The organism is Lacicoccus qingdaonensis, from assembly GCF_900101075.1.
Lineage (GTDB): Bacteria > Bacillota > Bacilli > Staphylococcales > Salinicoccaceae > Lacicoccus > Lacicoccus qingdaonensis.
In genome coordinates this window covers 151,731-174,441 of the sequence record NZ_FNFY01000002.1, presented here as the reverse complement: position 1 = coordinate 174,441, position 22,711 = coordinate 151,731, and the positions used below count along the sequence as shown (strand labels likewise).

The 22,711-nt window shown below is 45.4% G+C and carries 24 protein-coding genes; 16 read left to right on the top strand and 8 right to left on the bottom strand.

Features of this window, described 5'->3' with window-relative positions; translation table 11 throughout:
- Positions 1-9: 9 nt before the first annotated feature.
- Entirely contained in the window at positions 10-210 is a 201-nt protein-coding gene (locus tag BLR15_RS02345; RefSeq protein WP_092984286.1) for a hypothetical protein, read from the top strand.
- Between the two features lie 79 nt (positions 211-289).
- Here BLR15_RS02345 and BLR15_RS02340 read toward each other — a convergent pair whose 3' ends face one another.
- Positions 290-1,336, bottom strand: a complete 1,047-nt coding sequence (locus tag BLR15_RS02340; protein ID WP_092984284.1) for an LLM class flavin-dependent oxidoreductase — start codon at positions 1,334-1,336, stop codon at positions 290-292.
- Between the two features lie 103 nt (positions 1,337-1,439).
- Between BLR15_RS02340 and pepT the strand changes: the two genes are divergently transcribed.
- Positions 1,440-2,663 (top strand): peptidase T, encoded by a 1,224-nt coding sequence (gene pepT / locus BLR15_RS02335; RefSeq protein WP_092984282.1) that lies wholly within the window; start codon positions 1,440-1,442, stop codon positions 2,661-2,663.
- Between the two features lie 26 nt (positions 2,664-2,689).
- Here the strand turns inward: pepT and BLR15_RS02330 are convergent, their stop codons facing one another.
- Both BLR15_RS02330 and BLR15_RS13965 read right to left on the bottom strand, forming a co-directional pair.
- Entirely contained in the window at positions 2,690-4,168 is a 1,479-nt protein-coding gene (locus BLR15_RS02330) for an MDR family MFS transporter (RefSeq protein ID WP_092984280.1), read from the bottom strand.
- Between the two features lie 73 nt (positions 4,169-4,241).
- Complete coding sequence (locus BLR15_RS13965; RefSeq protein WP_176754033.1) at positions 4,242-4,412, bottom strand: hypothetical protein; 171 nt, start codon at positions 4,410-4,412, stop codon at positions 4,242-4,244.
- A gap of 83 nt (positions 4,413-4,495) precedes the next feature.
- Here BLR15_RS13965 and BLR15_RS02325 point away from each other — a divergent pair, with 83 nt between their 5' ends.
- The 3 genes from BLR15_RS02325 to BLR15_RS13960 all read left to right on the top strand — a co-directional run bounded on the left by BLR15_RS02325 (position 4,496) and on the right by BLR15_RS13960 (position 6,351).
- Positions 4,496-4,960, top strand: coding sequence for a DinB family protein (locus tag BLR15_RS02325; protein ID WP_092984278.1), 465 nt, complete (start codon positions 4,496-4,498; stop codon positions 4,958-4,960).
- Between the two features lie 74 nt (positions 4,961-5,034).
- The gene (locus BLR15_RS02320; RefSeq protein ID WP_092984276.1) at positions 5,035-5,823 is read left to right on the top strand and encodes a class I SAM-dependent methyltransferase; all 789 of its coding nucleotides are present in this window, start codon (positions 5,035-5,037) and stop codon (positions 5,821-5,823) included.
- A 387-nt stretch (positions 5,824-6,210) separates the two neighbouring features.
- Positions 6,211-6,351, top strand: a complete 141-nt coding sequence (locus tag BLR15_RS13960; protein ID WP_176754032.1) for a hypothetical protein — start codon at positions 6,211-6,213, stop codon at positions 6,349-6,351.
- A 38-nt stretch (positions 6,352-6,389) separates the two neighbouring features.
- On the opposite strand, the gene BLR15_RS02310 is transcribed toward BLR15_RS13960, so the two are convergent.
- Positions 6,390-6,785: a VOC family protein gene (locus BLR15_RS02310; protein WP_092984272.1), complete on the bottom strand. Its 396-nt coding sequence runs from the start codon at positions 6,783-6,785 to the stop codon at positions 6,390-6,392.
- Positions 6,786-6,921: 136 nt separating this feature from the next.
- Here BLR15_RS02310 and BLR15_RS02305 point away from each other — a divergent pair, with 136 nt between their 5' ends.
- The 4 genes from BLR15_RS02305 to BLR15_RS02290 all read left to right on the top strand — a co-directional run bounded on the left by BLR15_RS02305 (position 6,922) and on the right by BLR15_RS02290 (position 11,039).
- The gene (locus tag BLR15_RS02305; protein ID WP_176754031.1) at positions 6,922-7,332 is read left to right on the top strand and encodes a hypothetical protein; all 411 of its coding nucleotides are present in this window, start codon (positions 6,922-6,924) and stop codon (positions 7,330-7,332) included.
- A gap of 54 nt (positions 7,333-7,386) precedes the next feature.
- The gene (locus BLR15_RS02300) at positions 7,387-8,886 is read left to right on the top strand and encodes a pyruvate kinase (RefSeq protein ID WP_092984268.1); all 1,500 of its coding nucleotides are present in this window, start codon (positions 7,387-7,389) and stop codon (positions 8,884-8,886) included.
- Between the two features lie 281 nt (positions 8,887-9,167).
- Positions 9,168-10,049, top strand: coding sequence for a diacylglycerol/lipid kinase family protein (locus BLR15_RS02295; RefSeq protein WP_092984266.1), 882 nt, complete (start codon positions 9,168-9,170; stop codon positions 10,047-10,049).
- A 93-nt stretch (positions 10,050-10,142) separates the two neighbouring features.
- Entirely contained in the window at positions 10,143-11,039 is an 897-nt protein-coding gene (locus BLR15_RS02290) for a YitT family protein (RefSeq protein WP_092984264.1), read from the top strand.
- A 55-nt stretch (positions 11,040-11,094) separates the two neighbouring features.
- Here BLR15_RS02290 and BLR15_RS02285 read toward each other — a convergent pair whose 3' ends face one another.
- Positions 11,095-11,799: a YczE/YyaS/YitT family protein gene (locus BLR15_RS02285; protein ID WP_176754030.1), complete on the bottom strand. Its 705-nt coding sequence runs from the start codon at positions 11,797-11,799 to the stop codon at positions 11,095-11,097.
- Between the two features lie 479 nt (positions 11,800-12,278).
- Positions 12,279-12,710: a GNAT family N-acetyltransferase gene (locus tag BLR15_RS02280; protein WP_176754029.1), complete on the bottom strand. Its 432-nt coding sequence runs from the start codon at positions 12,708-12,710 to the stop codon at positions 12,279-12,281.
- 141 nt (positions 12,711-12,851) lie between these two features.
- Between BLR15_RS02280 and BLR15_RS02275 the strand changes: the two genes are divergently transcribed.
- From BLR15_RS02275 to nagB, 6 genes are all read left to right on the top strand, one after another.
- The gene (locus BLR15_RS02275; RefSeq protein WP_092984260.1) at positions 12,852-14,066 is read left to right on the top strand and encodes a hypothetical protein; all 1,215 of its coding nucleotides are present in this window, start codon (positions 12,852-12,854) and stop codon (positions 14,064-14,066) included.
- A 1-nt stretch (position 14,067) separates the two neighbouring features.
- On the top strand, positions 14,068-15,243 hold the full coding sequence (locus BLR15_RS02270; protein ID WP_092984258.1) for a hypothetical protein: 1,176 nt from the start codon (positions 14,068-14,070) through the stop codon (positions 15,241-15,243).
- Positions 15,243-16,151 (top strand): ABC transporter ATP-binding protein, encoded by a 909-nt coding sequence (locus BLR15_RS02265; protein WP_092984256.1) that lies wholly within the window; start codon positions 15,243-15,245, stop codon positions 16,149-16,151. Before BLR15_RS02270 ends, BLR15_RS02265 begins: the two co-directional genes overlap by 1 nt.
- Entirely contained in the window at positions 16,138-16,881 is a 744-nt protein-coding gene (locus tag BLR15_RS02260; RefSeq protein ID WP_092984254.1) for a hypothetical protein, read from the top strand. The genes BLR15_RS02265 and BLR15_RS02260 overlap by 14 nt, the downstream gene beginning before the upstream one ends.
- A gap of 7 nt (positions 16,882-16,888) precedes the next feature.
- Positions 16,889-17,326 (top strand): SRPBCC family protein, encoded by a 438-nt coding sequence (locus BLR15_RS02255; RefSeq protein WP_092984252.1) that lies wholly within the window; start codon positions 16,889-16,891, stop codon positions 17,324-17,326.
- A gap of 217 nt (positions 17,327-17,543) precedes the next feature.
- Complete coding sequence (gene nagB / locus BLR15_RS02250; protein ID WP_092984250.1) at positions 17,544-18,266, top strand: glucosamine-6-phosphate deaminase; 723 nt, start codon at positions 17,544-17,546, stop codon at positions 18,264-18,266.
- A gap of 497 nt (positions 18,267-18,763) precedes the next feature.
- On the opposite strand, the gene BLR15_RS02245 is transcribed toward nagB, so the two are convergent.
- Together BLR15_RS02245 and BLR15_RS02240 are read right to left on the bottom strand one after the other, a co-directional pair.
- Positions 18,764-19,975, bottom strand: coding sequence for an ABC transporter permease (locus tag BLR15_RS02245; protein WP_092984248.1), 1,212 nt, complete (start codon positions 19,973-19,975; stop codon positions 18,764-18,766).
- Positions 19,968-20,867, bottom strand: a complete 900-nt coding sequence (locus BLR15_RS02240) for an ABC transporter ATP-binding protein (protein WP_092984246.1) — start codon at positions 20,865-20,867, stop codon at positions 19,968-19,970. Before BLR15_RS02240 ends, BLR15_RS02245 begins: the two co-directional genes overlap by 8 nt.
- Before the next feature lie 90 nt (positions 20,868-20,957).
- Between BLR15_RS02240 and BLR15_RS02235 the strand changes: the two genes are divergently transcribed.
- Positions 20,958-22,709, top strand: a complete 1,752-nt coding sequence (locus tag BLR15_RS02235) for an ABC transporter ATP-binding protein (protein WP_092984244.1) — start codon at positions 20,958-20,960, stop codon at positions 22,707-22,709.
- Positions 22,710-22,711: the final 2 nt, after the last annotated feature.

Below are 22,711 nucleotides of genomic sequence, written 5' to 3'. Positions count from 1 at the left end.
GGGGATATTATGGCAAAGAAAATACACGTTTATGATATTACGGTTTCGACGGGTGAAGTATTTAAAAATGTGGAGGTGAAGGGGCCGATCAGCAGGATATATTCACGTATTGCGAATGATTTCATTCCTGTTGAAAATGAATCCGGACAGACGGTTGAATTGACGAAGTATCAGGTGGTCAAAGCGGAATTGGTCAGGGTTGAAGAATAGATTTAAATCAAAAATGCACCGCACGAAGCGGTGCAGAACTTAAATTTAAAGGAATCTGCGATTCAATTGCGGATTCCTTTTATTTTTCCTCCATCTCTTTCACTGCTTCCCTGACAATCGGGGCGACTTTCGTGCCGAACAGCTCGATGGTTCTTAAAACCTGTTCATGCGGCATTGTGCCGACAGGTGTCTGGAGTGTGAACCGGTCGATGCCCATGCGTTTTTTCAACTCGATGATTTTGGCAGCGACTGTTTCCGGGCTGCCGATATAAAGGGCGCCGTCGGGCTCGATCATCCGTTCGTAGTTGTCTCTTGAATAGGCACCCCAGCCGCGTTCACGGCCGATATTCGTCATCGATTGTGAAATCGCCGGGAAGAACATGTCCTTTGCTTCCTGGTCCGTATCCCAGATAAATCCGTGGCTGTTCGTGCCGACTTTCAATTGATCTCCGGAATGGCCGGCCTCGGCGCCGATCTGTCTGTAAAAGTCGACGACTCTCGAAAACTGGAACGGGCTGCCGCCGATGATGGCGAGTACGAGCGGCAGGCCAATCTGTGCCGCCCTTGCTGCAGACTGCGGTGTGCCGCCGCTCGCAATCCAGACCGGAATTTCATCCTGCATCGGCTTCGGGAAAATTTCAACATCCTGGAGGGACGCTCTCATATTGCTGTTCCAATTGATCCTGCCGCCTTTTTGCAGTGTCAATAAAAGATCCAGTTTCTCGTCGAATAATTCATTGTAGTCATTCAGGTCGTAGCCGAAAAGCGGGAATGATTCGATGAATGAACCCCGTCCGGCCATGATTTCTGCCCGTCCTCCCGAAAGGCCGTCCAACGTGGAAAACCGCTCGTAAACCCTGACCGGGTCATCGGACGACAGCACTGTCACGCCGCTCGACAGTCTTATGTTCTTTGTCCGTGAAGCCGCTGCGGCAAGGACGACATCCGGAGATGTCACCGCGTAATCCTCCCGGTGGTGTTCACCGACCGTGAAAATATCCAGCCCGACCTTATCTGCCATTTCAATTTCTTCCACAAGGTTGCTCAGTCTTTCGCCGTGGCTGATCGTCCTGCCTGTCTGAGGGTCAAATATCGCATCACCAAAAGTGTTGATTCCAAGTTCCATAGCTTACCTCCACTGTTTTACCTTATTTTAACATGTGTCAATTCAAATAAGAGTGATAGTGCTTATGATAAAATGAAAGAAAAGCAAATTGGAGTGAATCGGAATGAAAGACAAACTGATTGAGAGACTGACGCGGTATGCAAAATATGATACGCAGTCGGATGCATCCAGTGAAACGACGCCTTCCACTGACAAGCAGTGGGACTTATTGAAAGCATTGAAAGAAGAGCTTGTTGAAATCGGACTGGAAGAGATCACACTGGATGACGAAGGGTATCTGTTTGCATCACTGCCTGCAAACGTGGAAAATGTGCCGGTCATCGGATTTTTGGCGCATGTGGATACCGCAACCGATTTTACGGGTACGGATGTAAAACCGCAGGTCGTTGAATACGAAGGCGGGGACATCGTTTTGAATGAATCTGAAAATATTGCCCTGTCACCGGATGAATATCCCGAATTGAAAAGGTATATCGGGCATACACTGATTACGACCGACGGCACGACGCTGCTCGGTGCGGACAACAAGGCGGGCATCGCTGAAATCATCACTGCGGTGGAGCATCTGAAGAACAATCCTGAAATCAGACACGGCAAAATCCGCGTTGGATTTACGCCTGATGAGGAGATCGGACGGGGACCGCACAAATTTGATGTGGAAGCTTTCGGAGCTGAATATGCCTACACCGTCGACGGCGGCCCGATCGGCGAACTGCAGTATGAAAGCTTCAATGCTGCAGGTGCAGAAGTGACGTTCACAGGCAACAGCGTCCACCCGGGCACCGCAAAAGGCAAAATGATCAACGCGGGCAGAATGGCTGCGGAATTCATCGGCAAGTTCGATGAACATGATACTCCTGAATACACATCCGGCTATGAGGGCTTTATTCACCTGGTCGGCGTAGAAGGCGACGTGGAAAAATCAAATGCGCAGTTCATCATCCGTGATTTCGATAAGGAAAATTTTGAAGCTAGAAAGACATTGATGGAAACGAATGTGAAGATGCTGCAGGAAAAATATGGTGAGGGCCGTGTGGATTTATATATGGAAGATCAGTACTACAATATGAGAGATAAGATTGAACCGAAGATGCATATCGTGGAAAACGCAAGCCGTGCGATGGAATCGCTGAACATTACGCCGGATATCAAGCCGGTGAGGGGAGGAACGGATGGTTCCCAGTTATCCTATAAGGGGCTGCTGACGCCGAACCTCTTTACAGGCGGTGAAAACTTCCACGGTAAATTCGAATATGCTTCGGCTGATGATATGGAAAAATCAGCACAGGTCATCGTTAAAATCGCTGAACTGGCTGCGGGAGAATAGAAAAGAAGTAGAATCCGGTGCGGATTCTACTTCTTTTTGTTGAGTGTGTCGGGTTCGATGACCCTTGCCCGGGTCAGCCCTGGCTGGATCGTCTGTTTGGCTGTCACACGTTTCAGCATGAACGACAGCACCATTGAGATGAACAGCAGCACGGACGCGATGAAGAACGAAAGATTGATGCCGTCGAGCATCGCCTGGTTCATCTGTGCCGATGTCGGTTCTGCGATTCCTGAGAGCCTGAAGTTCGTCCAGTTCTGCATGATGGTGATCAGGAGTGCTGTGCCGACTGCACCGCTGACCTGCTGCAGCATACTGTTAAGGGATGAGCCGTGTGGCGTCAGGCGTGCCGGCAGGTCGTTCATGCCGTTTGTCATGACTGGTGTGTTGACGAGTGTCAGTCCGACTGCCCGGATCGCATAGACGGTGAGCAGATATCCAAATCCGGTATCGATTTCAAGACGGCTGAAGAAAAATGTTGTGACAGCCGCCATGGCAAGGCCGGTGACCGCAAGTCTCCGCGGACCGAATATATCAAAAAGTTTCCCTGACAAAGGACTGAGCAGACCCATTATAAGTGCGCCCGGCAGTAATAAAAGCCCTGTCTCTAGTGGTGAAACGTCCTGGATCTCCTGCAAGAAAATCGGCATCAGTATCATACCGGAGAAAAGCGCCATGTTGTTTACGCCGATGATGATGGCGGACAGTCTGTACATCGGAAAAGTGTACACTTTGAAATCGAGCATCGGGCTTTCCATCTTCGTCTGTCTCATGACATATATATAGACGGCAATGATTCCGACAAGCAATGTGAGCATCACGTCAAATGAAGCCCAGCCGCTGTTTCCGGCAGCACTGAAACCGTAAAGGATACCGCCGAAACCGATGGTGGAGAGTATCACTGAAGGAATGTCCAGTTTGGCATTATATTTGTTCCCGACTTCAGGCAGCTGGAAATATCCGACTGCAAGCACTATAAGCAAGATGGGAATCATCATATAAAAGAGCCAGTGCCACGATAATGTCTGGACGACAAAACCTGAAAGTGTCGGACCGATGGCTGGGGCAAAAAACATGACGAGACTGAATACGCCCATCGCTGTTCCGCGTTTCTCCGGTGCGAAGCTCGTAATCATCACATTCATAAGCAGCGGCATTAAAATTGCAGAGCCGGATGCCTGCAGCATGCGTCCCAGAATCAAGACCGTGAATGTCGGTGAGAAGCCCGCAACTGCCGTTCCCAGGAGAAACAGGAGTATGGAAGTCAGAAATAACTTACGGGCACTGAATTTCTGCATTAAAAATGCGGTCGTAGGGACAACGATGCCCGAGACCAGCATATACGCCGTCGTCACCCACTGGACGGTCGACGTCGTTACGCCGAACTCATCTTTGATCGACGGCAGCGCAACGTTTAAAAAAGTATTGGATAAAAAAGCGACAAAAGCGCCGGAAAGCAGAATGATGATCAGTCTGTAATCCGGTCTCTGTTCATTGTGTGATGACATAGATACCTATCCCCTAAATAAATAGAATACCTATAATTATATTCCGATTGCCGAAATAATCAAGCGTTTCCGCCTATCCGATCCTGTTGTCTATCAATGTATATATATAAAATCCCAAAGAGATTCCAAGAAACAGTGCAAGCGGCAGACTGTATCCGGCAATCATCGGGATCATTCCGAAGACGAAATTGAGCACAAAAACCAATACAGCCATGAGTATTAGAACCAGTAAAGTTTTAGTCATAAAATCAACCTCCTCGCTTCATGCTTAAATAAAGGTATAATATAAATAAATACTGTCACTATGATAAAGAAAGAGGGATTATTATGCAAAAAGAGTTACTTACATTTCAATTAAAATCAGTCAGAGGATGGATCAAGTATCACCTGGAAGATACAGACGATGATCTGATGGATATCGTACCTGCCGGATTCAATAACAATCTGCACTGGCAGTTCGGCCATGTCATCGCGCTTATGGAATCTGAACTCGTCAGGCTGCTGGGTAAAAATGATGATGTGGAAAAACGCTTTAAAAAGTATTTCGGCACCGGCACGAGCCCGGATGACTTCGATGATGAAACGCCGTCGGTGGATGAGATCAAAACATTGCTTGATCAGCAGCAGAAAGAATACGGAGGGCTGAGTGAAGACAGCCTTAAAGAACCGCTGCCAGAGCCGTTCATGGGCATGAAGACAAGCTATGAGCTTGCCGGCTTTGTTATATTACATGAGGGCCTTCATGCCGGAAAAATACAGGAAATGAAGCGATTGCTTGAAAACCAGTATTAATTTACAATTTTAATGTGACCTTTACATTATGATAACAATATTAATGATGATATTATAATGTTGAGGTGAAAAGTATGAGTGCGATATACGATGGTATTGCTGCAGAATATATCAGTAATCGTGAAACGATCCCGGATGAGCTTCTTTCAGGTCTGAAAGCCAGAGGCATCGATTTTTCCGGTGCGAAAATTGCCGACTTCGGTTCAGGTCCGGGGTTTTTGAGTGATCTATTGAGTGCAGAAGGCGGCATTGTGGATGCAGTCGATCCGGTGGAGAAATTCATCGATTACGGCAAAGAGAAATTTAAAGATAATAATAAAGTGAACTTCAACTTAAAACGTGCCGAGTCATCCGGACTGCCTTCAAAAACATATGATATCGTTTTTGTCCTCAGCGGGTGGCACTGGTTCAGACGGACAGAAGCAATCGCAGAAGTGGAAAGAATTTTGAAACCGGACGGCTGTCTGATCATCGCAGATATCCATTTTGAAAGAAAAACCGACGTGATCAAAGAGACGATGAAAATCATCAATCATAAAAGAAAAAAATATAAAGTGGATTCCAGATTATATAAAGAAAAAAATGAAAATCTTATCAGCAACTTTCCTGTCCGGTGGATAAAGGAATGGCAGGACCATAATTTCGATATCAAAGATCTGTATAAGAGAAATTACAAGGTTGAATATGACCGTTGGGAATTGAGCCGGAGGCTCGGGACATACCGCGGTCTGGTGGAATTCAAAAAGAAACACCGTCAAAAAACGCTTAAAAAGATCGACAGGCATCTGAATGAGAATTATAAGGATAAAAAATTTAAAATCGGTCATGAGCTGAGTGTGGCCATTCTTAAAAATAAAAATTAGTAGATCCGGATGAGGCAGGTATGCCTCTTTTTTTGTGGAAATATATGATGGGAACGATTCCAATTGTCTACCAATTTCATCGTTTGAATGAATGGGAAACGACGGCTGAATCTTTAATTCACTCAATAATACATGAAAACGATAACAATATGAATATATATCCACAATACGGTAATAATTTAAATGTAGCGGATTTCGAATGAAATATTTTTATAAAAATTTCTTTTTTATATTTGAATTATCTTAATATTATAAATAGAATAACTTTAGGAATTAAATCACATAAAACTTGAAAAGCATTGGTGTTACTGATATTGTAATAAGTGAAGATAAGTCGTACAAGTATCTGTGAGTAAAATTAATTTCAAAATAAGGAGTGTGAATCAAATGTTCGCATCAGATCGTTATTCAGCAGATTTAAAAATCAAAGAGTATAAGACAATCGCTATGAACAATGCAAAACTTGATAATAAGAAAAAGACTAAAAAGTCTTTCGTAGGCAGACTGGTAAGCATCATCAACTTGTAATCATAAAATGAACCGCCCCTGAAAAGAGGGGCGGTTTTTTATTTGCTGAAATTGAGCTGCCAGGATAATCCGAACCGGTCCTGGACGTGGGCGAAATGGCGGCCGGGGCCGTATTCGTCGAGCGGCACCAGTATTGCGGCATTCCTTTTTAATTTTCTGTAATACAGTTCTATTTCATTCAAATCCCTGCATTCTATATAAAATGACATGCTCGGGGTGAAGTTGAACTCTTCAGGCAGGCTGCTGTCGTTCAGCATAATCTGCTGCCCGTTCAGGGAGATGACCGCCTGCATTATTTTCCCCGTCAATTCCGGAGTTTCCGGCCCGTACTCCTGCAAATATTCAACATCCAGATCATAGAAAACTTCCTTATAGTAATTCAGCGCTTCCATCGCATTGCCGTTGAATGTTAGGAAGGGTAAAAGTGACTTCATGCCATCATTCCAATCTTGTGATTTCACCGTTTTACAGTAACTTATGCTGCATATATATATGGTATACTACAAATGAAGTTTATGTAAAACCGTTTGAAATTTTACGCCATAAATTGTATGGAATTGGGACATGAAAATGAACAAAATTTTTATTTCAGGTGTCATCACAGGCACGATAACAGGATTGCTGCTTGTACTGATGTTCGCATATATACAGATGCAGTCGGGCATTCCTTTGATGGATTTATTATTGAATGTGGATTTCATCTATTCGGGGCCATTGAATATTGTGTTCGAGATTGTGCTGCATTTGATCGTCTCGATCATCATCGCGGTACTGCTGAAAGCAGTGTTTGTATACAGACGGTCATGGTATCTGGCCATTACAGTGATTTTCTTTCTGATTACCGTGGCATTGTATTTCATACTGCAGGCAATCGGCTACAGCGTAACCATCTATGACAACAGAATAGGGTTCACCCTATGGACGATATTCCACATCGGTTATTTTCAGTTGATCTATTATATGTATAAAATCGGCTATTGATTACCTGCACATGTGAGGGCGGGTATTTTTGAAATTTGAAATGGAGGCTAGATTATGCAGAACAGAGCAATGGAAGTGTTGAACGAAATTTTACAGGTGAGGGCGGATGTTTCAGAAGAAGGGGAAAAGCTGTATAATTCCTGGCTTCAATATGATATTCGCGGGCCTTATCAGGACAGTGCACAGAATTTGGCAAACTACATGGCCTTCAGACAGAAAGATATGAGACACCTTCAGGAGGAACTGATCCCCTGGGGTGTCTCCTCACTCGGACGTCTCGAAGTCGATGTGATGGGCACTCTGAACGCCGTCACTAAAACATTGAGCCTGGTCGCAGGAAGCGAGCTGGAAGATGAATCGATCGATTACCGTTCAATGAAAACATTTGAAAACCGTTATAATCTGCTGAATAAACACACTGATGAAATATTCGGCGCAGGCAGCGACGACCGCAACACCCACATCCTGGTGACGATGCCTACGGAAGCGGCGAATAATAAAGAAATGGTCAGTGATCTGATAGAAGCAGGCATGGATATGGCACGCATCAACTGTGCCCATGATGATGAGAGCGTCTGGAAGAAAATGATTGAAAATATCAGGGAAGCGTCAAAAGAGAGCGGGCGGAACTGCCAGATTCTGATAGATATCAGCGGGCCGAAAATCCGTATAAAAAATCTGCTCACATCCAAACGCAATCCGAAGCTGCAGGTCGGGGAGAAATTTCTGCTGTCCAACCAGGAAGCGATGACCTTGTCGAACGGTATAGAAATCGCCATCAATACGACCGTACCTGAAGTGCTGTCCAATGTGGACAAAGGACAGCTTGTGAAACTCGATGACGGACATATTGAAGCGGAAGTCGTTGAAATCAGGGACGCCGGCCTTGTCTGTGAAACGGTGAAAACCGTCAAGGAAAACGGCGTCAAAGTGAAGACGGAAAAGGGGATCAACTTTCCTGACCTCGACATCAGACTTTCCGTTCTGACTGAAAAAGACTACGTGGATTTAAAATTCGCAGCGGCAAATGCAGATGTCATCGCCTTTTCCTTCATCAAATCAGATGAAGATATCGCGACGATTGAGGCAGCTCTGGAAAAAGAATTGACAGAAGAGAAGGCGGAGCTGCCTGTGGTCGCGAAGATCGAAACTGCCGAAGCGATAGATAATATACCGAGCATCATCGCGAGCGGCAGTGCGAGAAGACCATTCGGTGTCATGGTTGCACGCGGCGACCTGGCTGTCGAGATCGGTTATGAAAGACTGAGTGAAATTCAGGAAGAACTGCTGTGGATATGCGAAGCGGCGCACGTTCCGGTAATCTGGGCGACCCAGGTTCTGGAATCACTTGTCAAAAGCGGCATCCCGACACGCTCTGAAATTTCAGATGTGGTTGCAGGATCAAGAGCTGAATGCATCATGCTGAACAAGGGGGACTATATCGTGAGCGGCGTAAACGCTGTCGACGATATTTTAAAGAAATTTGAAAACCACCACCATAAGAAAACCTCGATGCTGCGTGCACTGAATATTGCAGAACAGCAGTTTCAATAGTATTCAGACACAGTCCAGAAGAGGACTGTGTCTTTTTTAGAGCGGACCTGCCGGTGAGGCGATCAAGTCGGTGAGAATGCATGATATGCTCGGAATATGTGGTGGAATCCGATCAAGTCGACGGGAATATGGCATATGCTCGGAATATTTGGCGGAATCCGATTAAGTCGGTGAGAATATGGCGTGTGCTCGGAATATGCTTGATTACCCGATTAAGTCGTCGGGAATGACTTACTTAATCGTACGGGAATTTTATTTTCTTAGTCCAGAGGGGGGATTTTATGAAAAAAGCGTTGGCAATCATAAATAAAAAAGCCGGACAGCGGCGTAATGGTTCTCTTGAAGAGCAGCTGATCCGTCAGTTGAATGCTCAAAATTTTGAGGTGATGATCAAATATACACCTGAAGATGGAGCTGAAGGAATCACCAGGCGGTATGCGTGCGGCAAGGATCTTATCATCATAGCCGGCGGTGACGGCACGATCGGCGAAGTCATCAAAGGCATGTGCCTGGAAGAACTTCAAATACCGATAGGCATCATCCCGACGGGGACGGTCAATGATTTGGCGCGTGTTCATAAGATTCCGCTGGATGCGAAAAAGGCCATCGGCAGGATTGATGCCGAAAATACATATTCTTCAGATACGATTAAAATGAATGATACATATGCAGGCTACTTGATCGCTCTCGGGTCTTTTATGACAGCTTTCGCAAAAATCGGTTCCGGTATGAAAAGTAAGATTGGCAGATTTGCCTATCTTTTTGCCGGAATCAACATGCTGCTTAAATTGAAAAAATATAAAGTGAATATTAAAACCGATAATGAGGAATTTGAAACAGACGCACATCTGACGATAGTGACGACGATGTCTTCTGTCGGCAGTTTAACCCGGCTGATAGAAAACGCTGAAATTGATGATGGTCTGCTGCACATCATCAATATCGAACCGGTCAATCTTGTTGAAGCGGTTCATATCATGTTTCTCGCCGTGACCGGTAAAATTGCCGACCATCCTAAAGTGAACTATTTAATATCTGAAAATGTGGAGATTAGCGTAATCGGGCTGAAGGATATGAATATTGACGGAGATCTACATGATTATGCCGATGCGTCGATTACAGTCATGAAGCGCAGAATCACTTTATTGGACCTTGGCAAATAGTAAGAATAATTCAACATAGGCTCACCGTGTTGAAATATTATACTGAAGGCTATATGATATACCGGTGATTACAAATAAAAAGGAGGCATATCGATGAAGATCAGAAAAAAACTCAGAAAAACCAATTTTGAAAAGAGAAAGTTATCCTGGAACCCCAAGATAACGATGCAGACTTTAATCAACTTCGTGACAATTATTGTGGGTTCCTTTTTATTTGCAATAGGTGTCAACTCATTCATGATTGCCGGCAACCTCGGTGAAGGCGGCTTCATCGGTATTTCGATCATCCTCTACTATGCTTTCGGAATCTCGACGGCAGCGAGTAACCTTGTGCTCAACTTTTTCATACTGATTGTTGGATTTAAATTTTTGGGCAAACGTTCGATGTACTATACGATACTTACGATTCCAATGACTTCATTGATGTTATGGATTACTGAAGACTGGCAGGTCCAGTCCGGGGAGATTCTCGTCAACACGGTCTTCGGCGGCCTGTTCATCGGACTCGGTATCGGACTGATCATCCGTATCGGCGCGACAACTGCGGGGACGACGATCTTAGCCCGCATGGCCAATAAATTTCTCGATGTCAATGTCTCTTATGCACTGTTATTCTTCGACGTCATCATCGTGACCATCGGTGTGCTGACGGTGCTGACGCTTGAGCAGGGGCTGCTTACAATCATCGCGCTGTATGTTGCGACCAAGGTGATGGACTTTATTATAGAAGGTATGAATCCTAAGAAGGCGATCACCATCATTTCGGAGAAGCCGGAAGTGCTGGGTAAAATGATCAATACGGAGATCAGACGCGGCGTGACGATCATGGACGGCAGAGGGTTTTATTCCAAACGGGATAAAGATATTTTATATGTCGTCATCAATAAATCACAGCTGACAAGGCTGAAACGTCTGATCAAGAGATACGACGAAAATGCGTTTGTGGTCGTCCACGATGTGAACAGCGTTCTCGGAAATTACTTCATATAAAATGGAAAAGACAGGCAGATAAGCCTGTCTTTTTTGATCGATTTTTTAAGTGAATCTAAACATTCTCATCTTCTTCAAATAATTTTTGTTCAATTAAATCCTTCTTGGCAATATCTTTTGTGCCTTTGTTCACCCATTTCAGCAGACCTTCCTGATAATGTTTCATCAGCCAGCCGACAATTTTACCGACAAAATATGCGGCCGCCAGAGTACCGATGCCGATCGAGCCGAGCGACCGTACGAAGATAAGACTGATGATGCCGGCGACAATAATATTTAAAAGATCGCTTGTGATTTTGGCTTTACTGAACTGTATATTGAACCGTTCACTGATGACATGAGTGAGTTCGTCATAAGGCATCAAAGGGAATTTCGCATTGAAATAGGCGAGCAGCCCGAGTGAAATGACAAACAGGCTGATGATCAGGAACACCCATCGCATCACCATGGATTCAGGTGCAGGCAGGAGCTGCACGAGGAATAATGTGAAATCCATAAAGAAGCCAAATAAGAATGTAATCAGTAATTGCATGAAAGCTTCTTTCAAATAAAACCGTCCGCTTAAAATCACCTGTATCGTAATAAAAATAATATTCGCTGCAATCGTCATCAGTCCGATGGATATGCCTGTAGATAAAGTGAAGGCATAGGCGAGTGACGACACCGGTGAAACACCGAGGTGCGCCTCGATCGAAAAACTGACCCCGAGCGCCAGCACGAACAATCCAAGAATGTAAAGAAAAAGACGTTTGGCAGTCATAGTAACGTGATTGATAGTAATTATCCTTCTGATATAAAACACTATGTATACAATTTTATCATTAATGGAGACCGGACGGCTGAATTATGTTTTATGAGGAGCCGCATGGGGCGGGATTTGGGTGAGGTGCGTTCAGATAGGTAATGATTTGGCCTTATCTGCACATGGATGGCGGTCTTTTGTGCAGTTGGGGTCGGTTCGGCGTCTATCTGCACGGCAGAGGCCGTTTCCCGTTTAGATGGCAAAGGATTACTCCCCATCTGCACAGCTTGCCGTCTATGCACCTGCTCACTTACGCCGGAAAAACTCCCTGAGTGAGCAGTTCTGAATGAAATCTGCTCACATGAGAGTCAAAATCACCTTGAGTGAGCAGGCGGCGGCAATACCTGCTCACTTACGTCGGAAAATCACTCTGGATGAGCAGGCAAAATAAAAATCTGCTCACTCACAGGCATGAACCGGTGACAAGTGAGCAGATCCTATTGTTTACTTCTTCGAAATACATGAAAGTTATCGAGGGAAGTGATTTGTTCGAAGCCTTTATGAAGATACCAGTTGATTGTGAAAGACTTTGTCACTTTTCTGCCGGAGATGATGTAAACATCATCGACATCCTCCGTTTCCTGCAAATATAGATTCAGCATTTTGGATGCGATGCCTCTTGAAACATAGTCATCATGGATTAAAAAATTATTAATATATTGGGTGAAAGTATTGTCGCCCGAGGAGCGGAGGATTCCAATCAGTCTGCCGTCTTCCCATGCTGTGACGACATAATCTGAATTTTTAATGGCATAATGTAATTCATCATAACGGTCTTCGTACTTTTTAATTTGTTTTGGTTCGAAAAACTCTATTAAAGACGCTTTGGAAATATATTTGTCTGTCGATAAATGAACGATCGCAATCACCCCTCTATTAATACCATATTAATCGAATAGACTGAAAAATGAAAGAAGTAATTGTATTTTAAGAAAGCGTTTTCTATAATTGATATAATATATGTAATTTTGATTGAAAATTGAAAATTTATATTTATTTGGGGGATGCTGATGTTTTTAGCAATATTTAAGGAGACTGCGAAGAAAATTGTACGCAATAAGAAGAACAGGTTGATGCTCATATTGTCTGTCATCGGGATTGTGCTTTATGTATCTTTGGCAGTTACCAATAATGAAAATGTCCTGACCATCGACAAGGAACAGATTGAGCTTGAAACGTATGCCGAATATGGTCAGAAGGAATCGAGGCTGGATGCAGGGGATATTGCGGTCAATTCTTTTACAGGCGTGGATACATACTCTTTGGCCAAACAGAATTATGAACTGAATCAGTCTTTTTTAAAAGCCATCGATGAAGGGGACATCAACCGGCTTGTCGATCTGCAGACATCCAGGACACCGTCATTTCAGATGGAGAATGTCAATGAGTATCTGGATGATGAATATGCCGGTGATTTTCAGATGAAGGAATTTGAACGGGTGGCGATTTTTCAGCAGATGGATGCGCTGGGCGAGCTTGATGATGTGAACACTCATATTTACAACAATAAAAGTGCGTTCCAGCAGCTGCATTCGTTTTTCACAGGTTTCGGCCCGCTGATCATTTTATTCCTGACTGTTTTTGTGGCAAGTGAGATTTTGACCGACGACAGAAAGCACCGGACAATAAAGGCCGGTCAGCCGGTGGGTTTCAGACAATACATTTTTTATCAGTCGGTTACGGTATTCATAATTATGACGGCTGCGACGGCTGCTTTGATTACTTTATTCATATTGGTGACCGGGCTGCTGCACGGCTTCGGACCGCTGTCCCTGGATGTCACGCAGTATGCCTACCAGGATGGATACCGCGGGGAGGAGACGAACTTCTTTAATATTCCTTTGAGCACATTTCTGATTCAGTCCGGTGTACTGACAGTGATTCTGATCTATTTGTTCGTCCGCATCAATGCAGTGCTGTCACTCGTATTCAGGCACGACATCGTTGTCATGATCATCGGATTTTTACTGGTGGCTTTCAACAGAATATATTCGGGCGGCAGTGAGGAAACGGTGCTCGGGCTGCCTGCACATATATTTCCTCAGAATTATTTTGAGTTTGGAACGGTTTTGAACGGTGTGCAGAACTACTTGACGATGTCGGATCAGTTTACTTTCGTGAACGGGATCACAGTGCTGGCAGTGACGATTGCCGTCACAGAAATCATTTTATTCGTCATTGTCTTCTGGATGGACCGCCAGAAGTTTGAAAGGGCGGTGGGCTGATATGCGTATGTTCAAATGGGATTTATTGAAAATATTGCGGGACTGGAAAGTACGCATCCTCCTGATCGCGCTGTTCCTATTCATAGCGAGCTTTTCGACGTTGTATCAAAACCGCTCGATTGAACTGCCGCTTGAAGAGACACGGGAACAATATGATCAGACTTTCGCAATTTTCAATGTTCTGCCGGATGAGGATTTCGAGTCGGAAGCAGGACAGGAAATTTACGATAAGCTTGCCGAACAGCAGGAGATTCTCGGCAACCAGCGCTATATATTGAATCAGAAAGAAGGCAACACGGTTGAAGGGCTGGAGGACATTGTCGACGACTATGTCGAGCAGGGCATCGTGATGACTGAGAACCAGTTGTCCTTTTATGAGGCGGATGATTTTGAATCGCAGGAACTGCTGCTCAGTTTCATCCCGCCTGAAGAAACGCTTGAAGAGGATTTAAGGTTCTTGAATTATCTTCAGGAGGAAAATGTGGAAATCGACTGGAATCCGATGTCACCGTCCCTCGTGCTGTTCAACCTGGTGAACCTGATTTCCGGTGTCGTGACGTTCATCATTGCTGCGATACTCGGCGCAGACCGGTTCTCAAGGGATCAGGAACACAACTGGAGCATCACGCAGGGAATACCGCTGTCCTGGGCTGCCCAGTGGCGGATCAGAACGTTCATTTCCTGGGTGCTGATATGGCTCACAGTCATAGCGGGGGTATTTATTTCCTACTGGATCAATACATTGTCTGCCGATTCTGGGACAATCCGTTATCCCGTGTCGATTCTCGGCGGGGACAATGCTGAATACATCAGCATATTGGAATATTCGCTCCTGGTGACCGGGCTGTCGATGATACTGAGTTATATCATCGTCAAACTGTCCACTGGACTGAGTTTTGTCTTCAGAAATATATATTTGACGATCACTATTGTGATTGCAGTCTTTTATATCCCGGTGCTGATGCTCCAGTTTCCAGCCATGGCGGAGTGGAATCCGCTGACATACATGCAGATTCAGCCGCTGATCAGCGGGGAATATGCGATTTCAGAAAATATCAGCGTGCCGAGAATCATCATAAACTTCATCATTTTATATATCATTTTGGAAATCATTTTTAATTTCATATTCAAGTTGATACCGACACGGTCGGGCAAGCTTGAAAGGAGGAAAAACTAATGACACTTGATGTCAGAAATTTGACCATTAAATATGGTGACCATACGGTTTTAAGCGAAGTGAACTTCAATATCGAAGACGGGTCGATCATCGGCCTGGTTGCGCCGAACGGCACCGGCAAGACGACGCTGTTCAATGCGATCATCCGTTTCATACCGATTCATGAGGGCAGCATTACGATAGACGGCAGGGAGTATAAAAACACTTCGAAAGATATTAAGGCACTGCATAAGATCGTCACGTTCTTCCCGGACCAGGCTGAGCTTTATGAAGATTTCAACGGCTATGAACATATAGAAATGTACCGTGATATTTGGAATAAAGATAAAAAGAACATTGATGACATCATCACGAGGCTGAATATGGACAGCTATGTGAAGAATAAGGTGAAGACGTATTCCCTCGGGATGAGGCAGAGGCTGTGCTTTGCGATGATGATCGCAGCGAACACGAAAGTGATGTTCATGGATGAGATAATGAACGGACTGGACCCGGTGAATGTCGAGCTTGTGAGCAGCGTATTAAGGGAAATCAAGGAAGATGGCAAGATTATCATCGTGGCGAGCCACCTGCTGGACAACCTTGATGAGTATGCGGATGAGATTTTCTTTTTAGATCAGAAAGACGTTTATTATACTTACAACCGTGAAAAGGAAACTGATGAATATATCAAGGGATTCATAGGCAAAGAAAATCTGGGGCAGCTCGGCACCCTGCCTGAGCACACACTCTACTTGAACAATGACCGGATCTGTATACCGACTTCGGGACTGGACAGGGACACGGTGAATGCCGTGCTCAATACATTAAGAGATCTGAGTGACCGGTCGGTCAGCCTCGGGCCGCTCGGGACGAATGAGCATTACCTGCGGATTTATAAAGGGGAACAGTCCCATGAAACAAGTTAGTGTACTGCTCATGACATTATTTCTTGCAGGGTGCGGGTTTTCAGGCATCATGCCCGAGAAGTATGACGGGGAAGCGCTTGAGATCAATGAAGAAGCCGCAGAACTTTATGAACAGGACAATAAACTGCTGCATGCCGGCATGGAGGACCGTTTCCACTTTTTGAATGCGACTGTAGAAAGCACGGCGGATGAAACCGGTGAAGCGGTAACGATTTCCTCAGGCAGCTATGAAATAGGCGAAGACATCGAAGAGGGCAGATACAGAATCGGCGGTGGTGACACCAGTGCCGGCGCACTCGTTACGTATGATCCGGAAGGCACACGTCTGATTGAGATTGCCATGGGCATTTTTACGTCTGATTTAATTTTGAATCTGTCGGACGGTATGCAGCTGGATTATAAATCGAGGGACGCAGAAATCGAACTGGTCCCCGCTGAAGAAGAAATGATGAATGCCGCCCGCAATGAGAGTTTTATCATACCTGCCGGCATTCATGAAGTGGGCAGACATCTGGAAACGGGTGAGTATTCACTTGTCACCGACTATCTGCCTGTTCAGCGGGCTGACGGCGAAAAGGACGTTTATGCCAATTATTCATCGGTCTCTTCTTTTATTGTCAATGAGCCGCTGCTTGAAGAAGAAATGATGGATATTGAGGAATTACTTGTCACATTGAATGAAGGTGATATGATTATTACAGAGTATCCAATAACAATCAGGAAAGAGTGAATCGGTAATGGAAATTTACAATTATCAAAAGCAGGATGTTGAGGCAACACCTGAAAGAGTGTTTGAATTTGTGAACGACGATGCAAAACTGCAGGAAATCTTCAGCATACTGGATAATATTGAATACAGTTCAACAGATAAAAGAGATGAAGGCACCAAATTCCGTACAACTTTGAATGTTAAAGGGAAAACGTACCGCTTCCGCAGTGAAATCATCGAGTATGAGGCGGACAGGAGAGTCACCGTCCGCTCAAGGCTGAAGCAGGGCGATATTCTGACGCAGTTCACTGTCGTTCCGAATAACGGCGGTGTTGACATTTCAGTCCGCTCGGAACTCCGCAACAGCAAGATGGGCGCGAAAGTGCTCGTCACGACGATGAAGCCGGTTGTCGGCATCGTCATGAACCGCGAGCTGAATAAATTCATCGATCACGTTGAAAAATAGATGATCATCTGAAAAACAGGCCTTTATGAAGGCTTGTTTTTTTATTTTGTGCCTGACGAAGTATTTTACTGCTGATTCCAGTACCCCGCCAACTCACCTTAGTTAAAATATTTGACGAAAGGGTGAAAAAATTTTAGAAGCCTTTAAATTTTTATGGTTGTCTATTCAACTTATTGGTATAGTAATGATATAGAAAAAGATTGAATGGAGGTTTACTATGGAAGTCGTTACAGCTGAAGATTATGATGGTATGAGCAAAGAAGCAGCAAAATTTATATATGAGGCAATTGAAAAAAAGCCGGATATCACACTCGGTCTGGCAACAGGGTCCACACCACAAAAAATGTATCAGTATCTGGCGGAAATGCTGAATGAAAACAATATAGACCTGTCGAATGTACACACAGTGAACCTGGATGAATATGTCGGGCTCGACGGGGATGATAAGCAGAGTTATCACTACTTCATGCTTGAGGAATTTTTCAGCAAAGTGAATATTCCTTTGGAGAACACACATATTCCGGATGGTAAAAGTGATGATCTGGATGCGGAAGTGGAAAGCTACGAGAAAATCATCGCAGACCTCGGCGGCATCGATCTGCAGGTGCTCGGCGTCGGCCGTAACGGCCATATCGGCTTTAATGAACCAGGCACTCCGTTCAACAGCAGAACGCAGGTCGTCGATCTGACGGATGTGACGATCAAAGACAACTCAAGATTCTTCGATAAGATTGAAGACGTGCCGACACGCGCACTCTCCATGGGACTTGAGACGATCATGGATACCAAATCCATTCTTTTCCTCGCTTCCGGGGAGACAAAAAGTGAAGCCGTGGACGCATTGCTCAACGGTGAAATCACAGAAGAAATCCCGGTGACAATTTTACAGAAACACGATAATCTGACAGTCATGCTCGACAAAGACGTCCTGGGCGAATAAAGATCATCGGCTGAAGAAGAACGCAGGCTCATTATGAGTCCGCGTTCTTTTTTTATGTTGGTTTTTGAGCGGTGCCCGACATCGTTTTCGTGCCATGTCGGGATAACGCCCCTGCCCCGACATCGTTTTTGCACCATGTCGGGATAACGACCCTGCCCCGACATCGTTTTTGTGCCATGTCGGGGTAACGCCTCTGCCCCGACATCGTTTTCGTGCCATGTCGGGGTAACGCCCCTGTCCCGACATCGTTTTTGCGCCATGTCGGGATAACGCCCCTGTCCCGACATCGTTTTTGCGCCATGTCGGGATAACGCCCCTGTCCCGACATCGTTTTTGTGCCATGTCGGGGCTGGCCCGTGCCTTCGTTTTTCCGCCATGGCACGAGATGCGGTCTATCGTGTCTTCGCTATCCCGCGATGGCACGAGCCGCCCATAAACTCCCAAAATCAAGCAAAAGAGAGCCGTGCCCAGACACCGGGACGGCTCTCTTCAAAATGCTACTCGCCTTTATTAAATTTCCTGATGTTTTTAATGATGCCTTTATCCGTCGACAGGATGCTGCCTTTATAGATGCGTGCGGCAAAGTAGACGGCGATAATGACGGTGATGATGACAATCACCATGCCGATCCAGACGGTCAGGTGTGATGTGTCCGGGTCGAGTACTCTGAGCGGCATGACGAATGGTGTAAAGAACGGGAAGTAGCTTGTGATTATGACGAGCATGTTATCCGGATTGAACAGGTTGAACATTCCGAGATACATACCGCCGATTGACATCAGTGTGATCGGCAGCAGTGCCTGCTGCAGGTCTTCCATCCGGCTCACGAATGAACCGAGCAGGGCGGACACTGATAAGTACAGCACAAGCCCGAGTAAAAGGAAGACCAGGCTGTAAATGATCATCGGCAGAGTGCGGTCATTTGCCTCAAGACCGAACTCTGAAATGATGGCGCCGATGTCCACCAGATAGATCACCGCAATGATTGTTGCGACAAAGAAGAATAACTGGGTCAGACTGACGCAGATGATTGCCAGTATTTTCGCAAACAGATGGTTGACCGGTGATACACTCGAAACGATCATCTCGATCACCCGTGATGATTTCTCCATCGCAATTTCGGTGCCGATCTGACTGGCGTAGTTGATGACGACGAAGAACATGACAAACACGGTGACGTAGAAAATAACGATGTTCAAATAGTTTGGTTCGTCCATTTCTCCGGCCGCGCCGGAATCTCCTTCCTCCATCGATTCCGCCGTCTGGAAGTCGACATCGATTTCAGCTGCCATCAATCCGGCTTCCTCTTCGGTCAAATCCAGTGAATTGACAACCATCTCGCGGTTGACCGAATCGAGTGCCAGTTCAATTTCCGTCTGCTGGGCGCTGCTGATTTCAACTTCGCTTTCGACTGTCGCAGTGATAGGCACGGAATCTTCCACCGTAAGCACTATATCGCCGTCACTGTCCGTCATACTGATATCCTCACTGATTTCAGGGAGGACTGCCGAAAACTGTTCCGTAAATTCTTCGGTCGCCTCGACTTCAACAGTATTGATCGCCTCTGATGAATCGAACAAGTTCATGATCTTGTCGAAATTTCCTGCAAGTACGATCAGCAACATGACGATGATGGTTGTGATGATGAACGACTTCGCTTTGACTTTGGATAAATATGTGTGCCAGAAAGTAGTCTTGAATTTATTCATATTGACGACCCACCTTCGCAATGAAGATATCGTTCAGTGAAGGTTCCATCACCTGGAACCGTTTGAAGTAGCCGATCCTGATGATCTCATTGTAAATATCTTCGGCATACTTCTCCTCTGCGATTTTAATGACATTCTTGTTCCTCTTCTGCTTAAAGTCGAGCACGCCGGGAAAGTCTTTTAAAAATGAAATGTCATGTCTGCCTTCGATGACCAGTTCTTTCTGGCCGAAGTCGGATTTGATATCATCGATGTTTCCGTTGACGACCTGCTGGCCTTTATTTAAAATACATAACTCTTCGCACAGTTCTTCAACATGGTCCATGCGGTGTGTACTGAACAGAATCGTCGCACCGCTCTCATTCAGATTTTTAACCGCTTTTTTCAAAATCTCCACGTTGACGGGGTCGAGTCCGCTGAACGGCTCATCAAGGATGATCAGTTCCGGTTCATGAATGATGGATGCGATCAGCTGGATTTTCTGCTGATTCCCTTTGGATAATTTCTCGATCTTCTTCTGCTTATTTTCAGGGACTTCAAATTCCTCCAGCCAAAAATCAAGCTGTTTATCGATATCCGCTTTCTTCATGCCCTTCAGTTTCGCGAGATACTGGATCTGCTCATCGACCTGGAGCTTCGGATGCAGCCCCCGTTCTTCAGGCAGATAACCGATTTTATCGGTCATCGAATAGTCGATTTTCTTATCATTATATGTAATATTTCCGGCAGTCGGTGTGAGCAGGCCTAAAAGCATTCTGAAAGTGGTCGTCTTTCCTGCGCCGTTGCCGCCGAGAAAACCGTACATGCTGCCGGTTGGCACTTCAATATTTATATCATCTACAGCTGTAAAATCGTCAAATCTTTTTGTTAAATTTGAAAGCACAAGACTCATTTTTATTCCCCCTCGCTAGAAACTAGTTTATCATATCAGGGTATGGTCTAAACAGTTTTAACGAAAATATATATGATAGAGGAATTTATTATGGAAAATAAAGAACGCACAGCTTCCTTCAAGGATTTCATGGGGCTGATGAATCAGACGAAAGTGAATAAAGGCATGTTCATTGCAGGAATCGCACTTTCATTTTTCGGCATGATCGGTTCATTGATCGTCCCGCTTCTGACACAGTCGTTCATCGACGGCTTCAACACCGAAATGTTCACTGCAGGCATCGCAGCCGTCATCATCGCGCTGTTTCTCATAAGCGCCGTGCTCGACGGTTTCGCGTATTATATACTGGCGAAAGTCGGTCAGACGATCATCATGCGCCTCCGGGAACTTGTATGGGATAAATTTTTAAAGCTGCCGGTGAAGTACTTTGATGCCACTAAGAGCGGCGAGTCGGTCAGCCGTCTGGTCAACGACACCGCAATCATCAAAAACCTGATCACTTCCCATTTTCCGCAGGTCATCAACGGCACGCTGTCGATCATCGGTGCGGTCATCATCCTGTTCATACTAGACTGGAGGATGTCACTCATCATGTTCATCGCGGTGCCGATATCGATCGTCATCATCCTGCCGCTCGGCCGCCGGATGGGCAGAATATCAAAACAGCTGCAGGATGAAACGGCATCATTTACAGGCACATCACAGGAAACACTGAGTGAAGTCCGTCTGATGAAATCGTTCAACGGGGAAGGTTATGAACGGCAGACCGGGCAGAAAGGCATCAATGTGCTCTATAAATATGGTATGAAGGAAGCGGTGATCAACGCGCTTCTTTCGCCGATCATGTCGACTGTGATGATGCTGGTCATCATTCTGATCATCGCCTACGGCGGACTGCGCGTGGCGGACGGAACGATGACCATCGGTACGATGGTCGCCTTTTTGCTGTATCTGTTCCAGATCATCATGCCGATGACGATGTTCGCGATGTTTTTCACCGAACTGAATAAAGCCCTCGGCGCCACTGAAAGGATCATTAAAATTCTCGATATGGACGACGAACCGGATGCAGGTACACTCTCTGAAAATACTGTGAACTTCAACAGCCTCGAGTTTGAAAATGTGAGCTTTGGATATATTGAAGATACACCGGTCATTCAGGACATCTCATTCAGGGCGGAGCCGGATCAGAAGGTCGCCTTCGTCGGACCGAGCGGCAGCGGTAAATCGACAATATTTTCACTCATTGAAAGATATTATGAAACAGATTCGGGCCGTATACTGGTCGACGGCACGGATATAACTGATATTCCGCTGCATGATCTGCGCAAAAATATCGGCTATGTCGCACAGGAAAGTGCCATCGTCTCCGGAACGATCCGTGATAACATCACCTATGGTCTGAATGAAGATGAGTATACGGAAGAAGGAATCAGACATGCGGTTGAAAGCTCTTATGCTTCTGAATTCATAGAAGAACTGGATGCGGGCATGGATACAGAAGTGGGCGAGAGGGGCATCAAGCTGTCCGGCGGCCAGCGCCAGAGAATCGGCATTGCACGGGCATTTTTAAAAGACCCTGAAATATTGATGCTGGACGAGGCGACCGCAAGCCTCGATTCTCGTTCCGAACGGTTTGTCCAGGAAGCGCTGGATGAACTGATGGAAGGGCGTACGGTTCTGGTCATCGCCCACCGTCTCAGCACCATCATCAATTCAGATAATATTTACTTTATTGAAAATGGATATTTGACCGGCAGCGGCACCCACGCCGAGCTGATGGATACCCATTCAATGTATAAGACATTTACCGACCAGCAATTTACACAGGATAAGAGGTAATT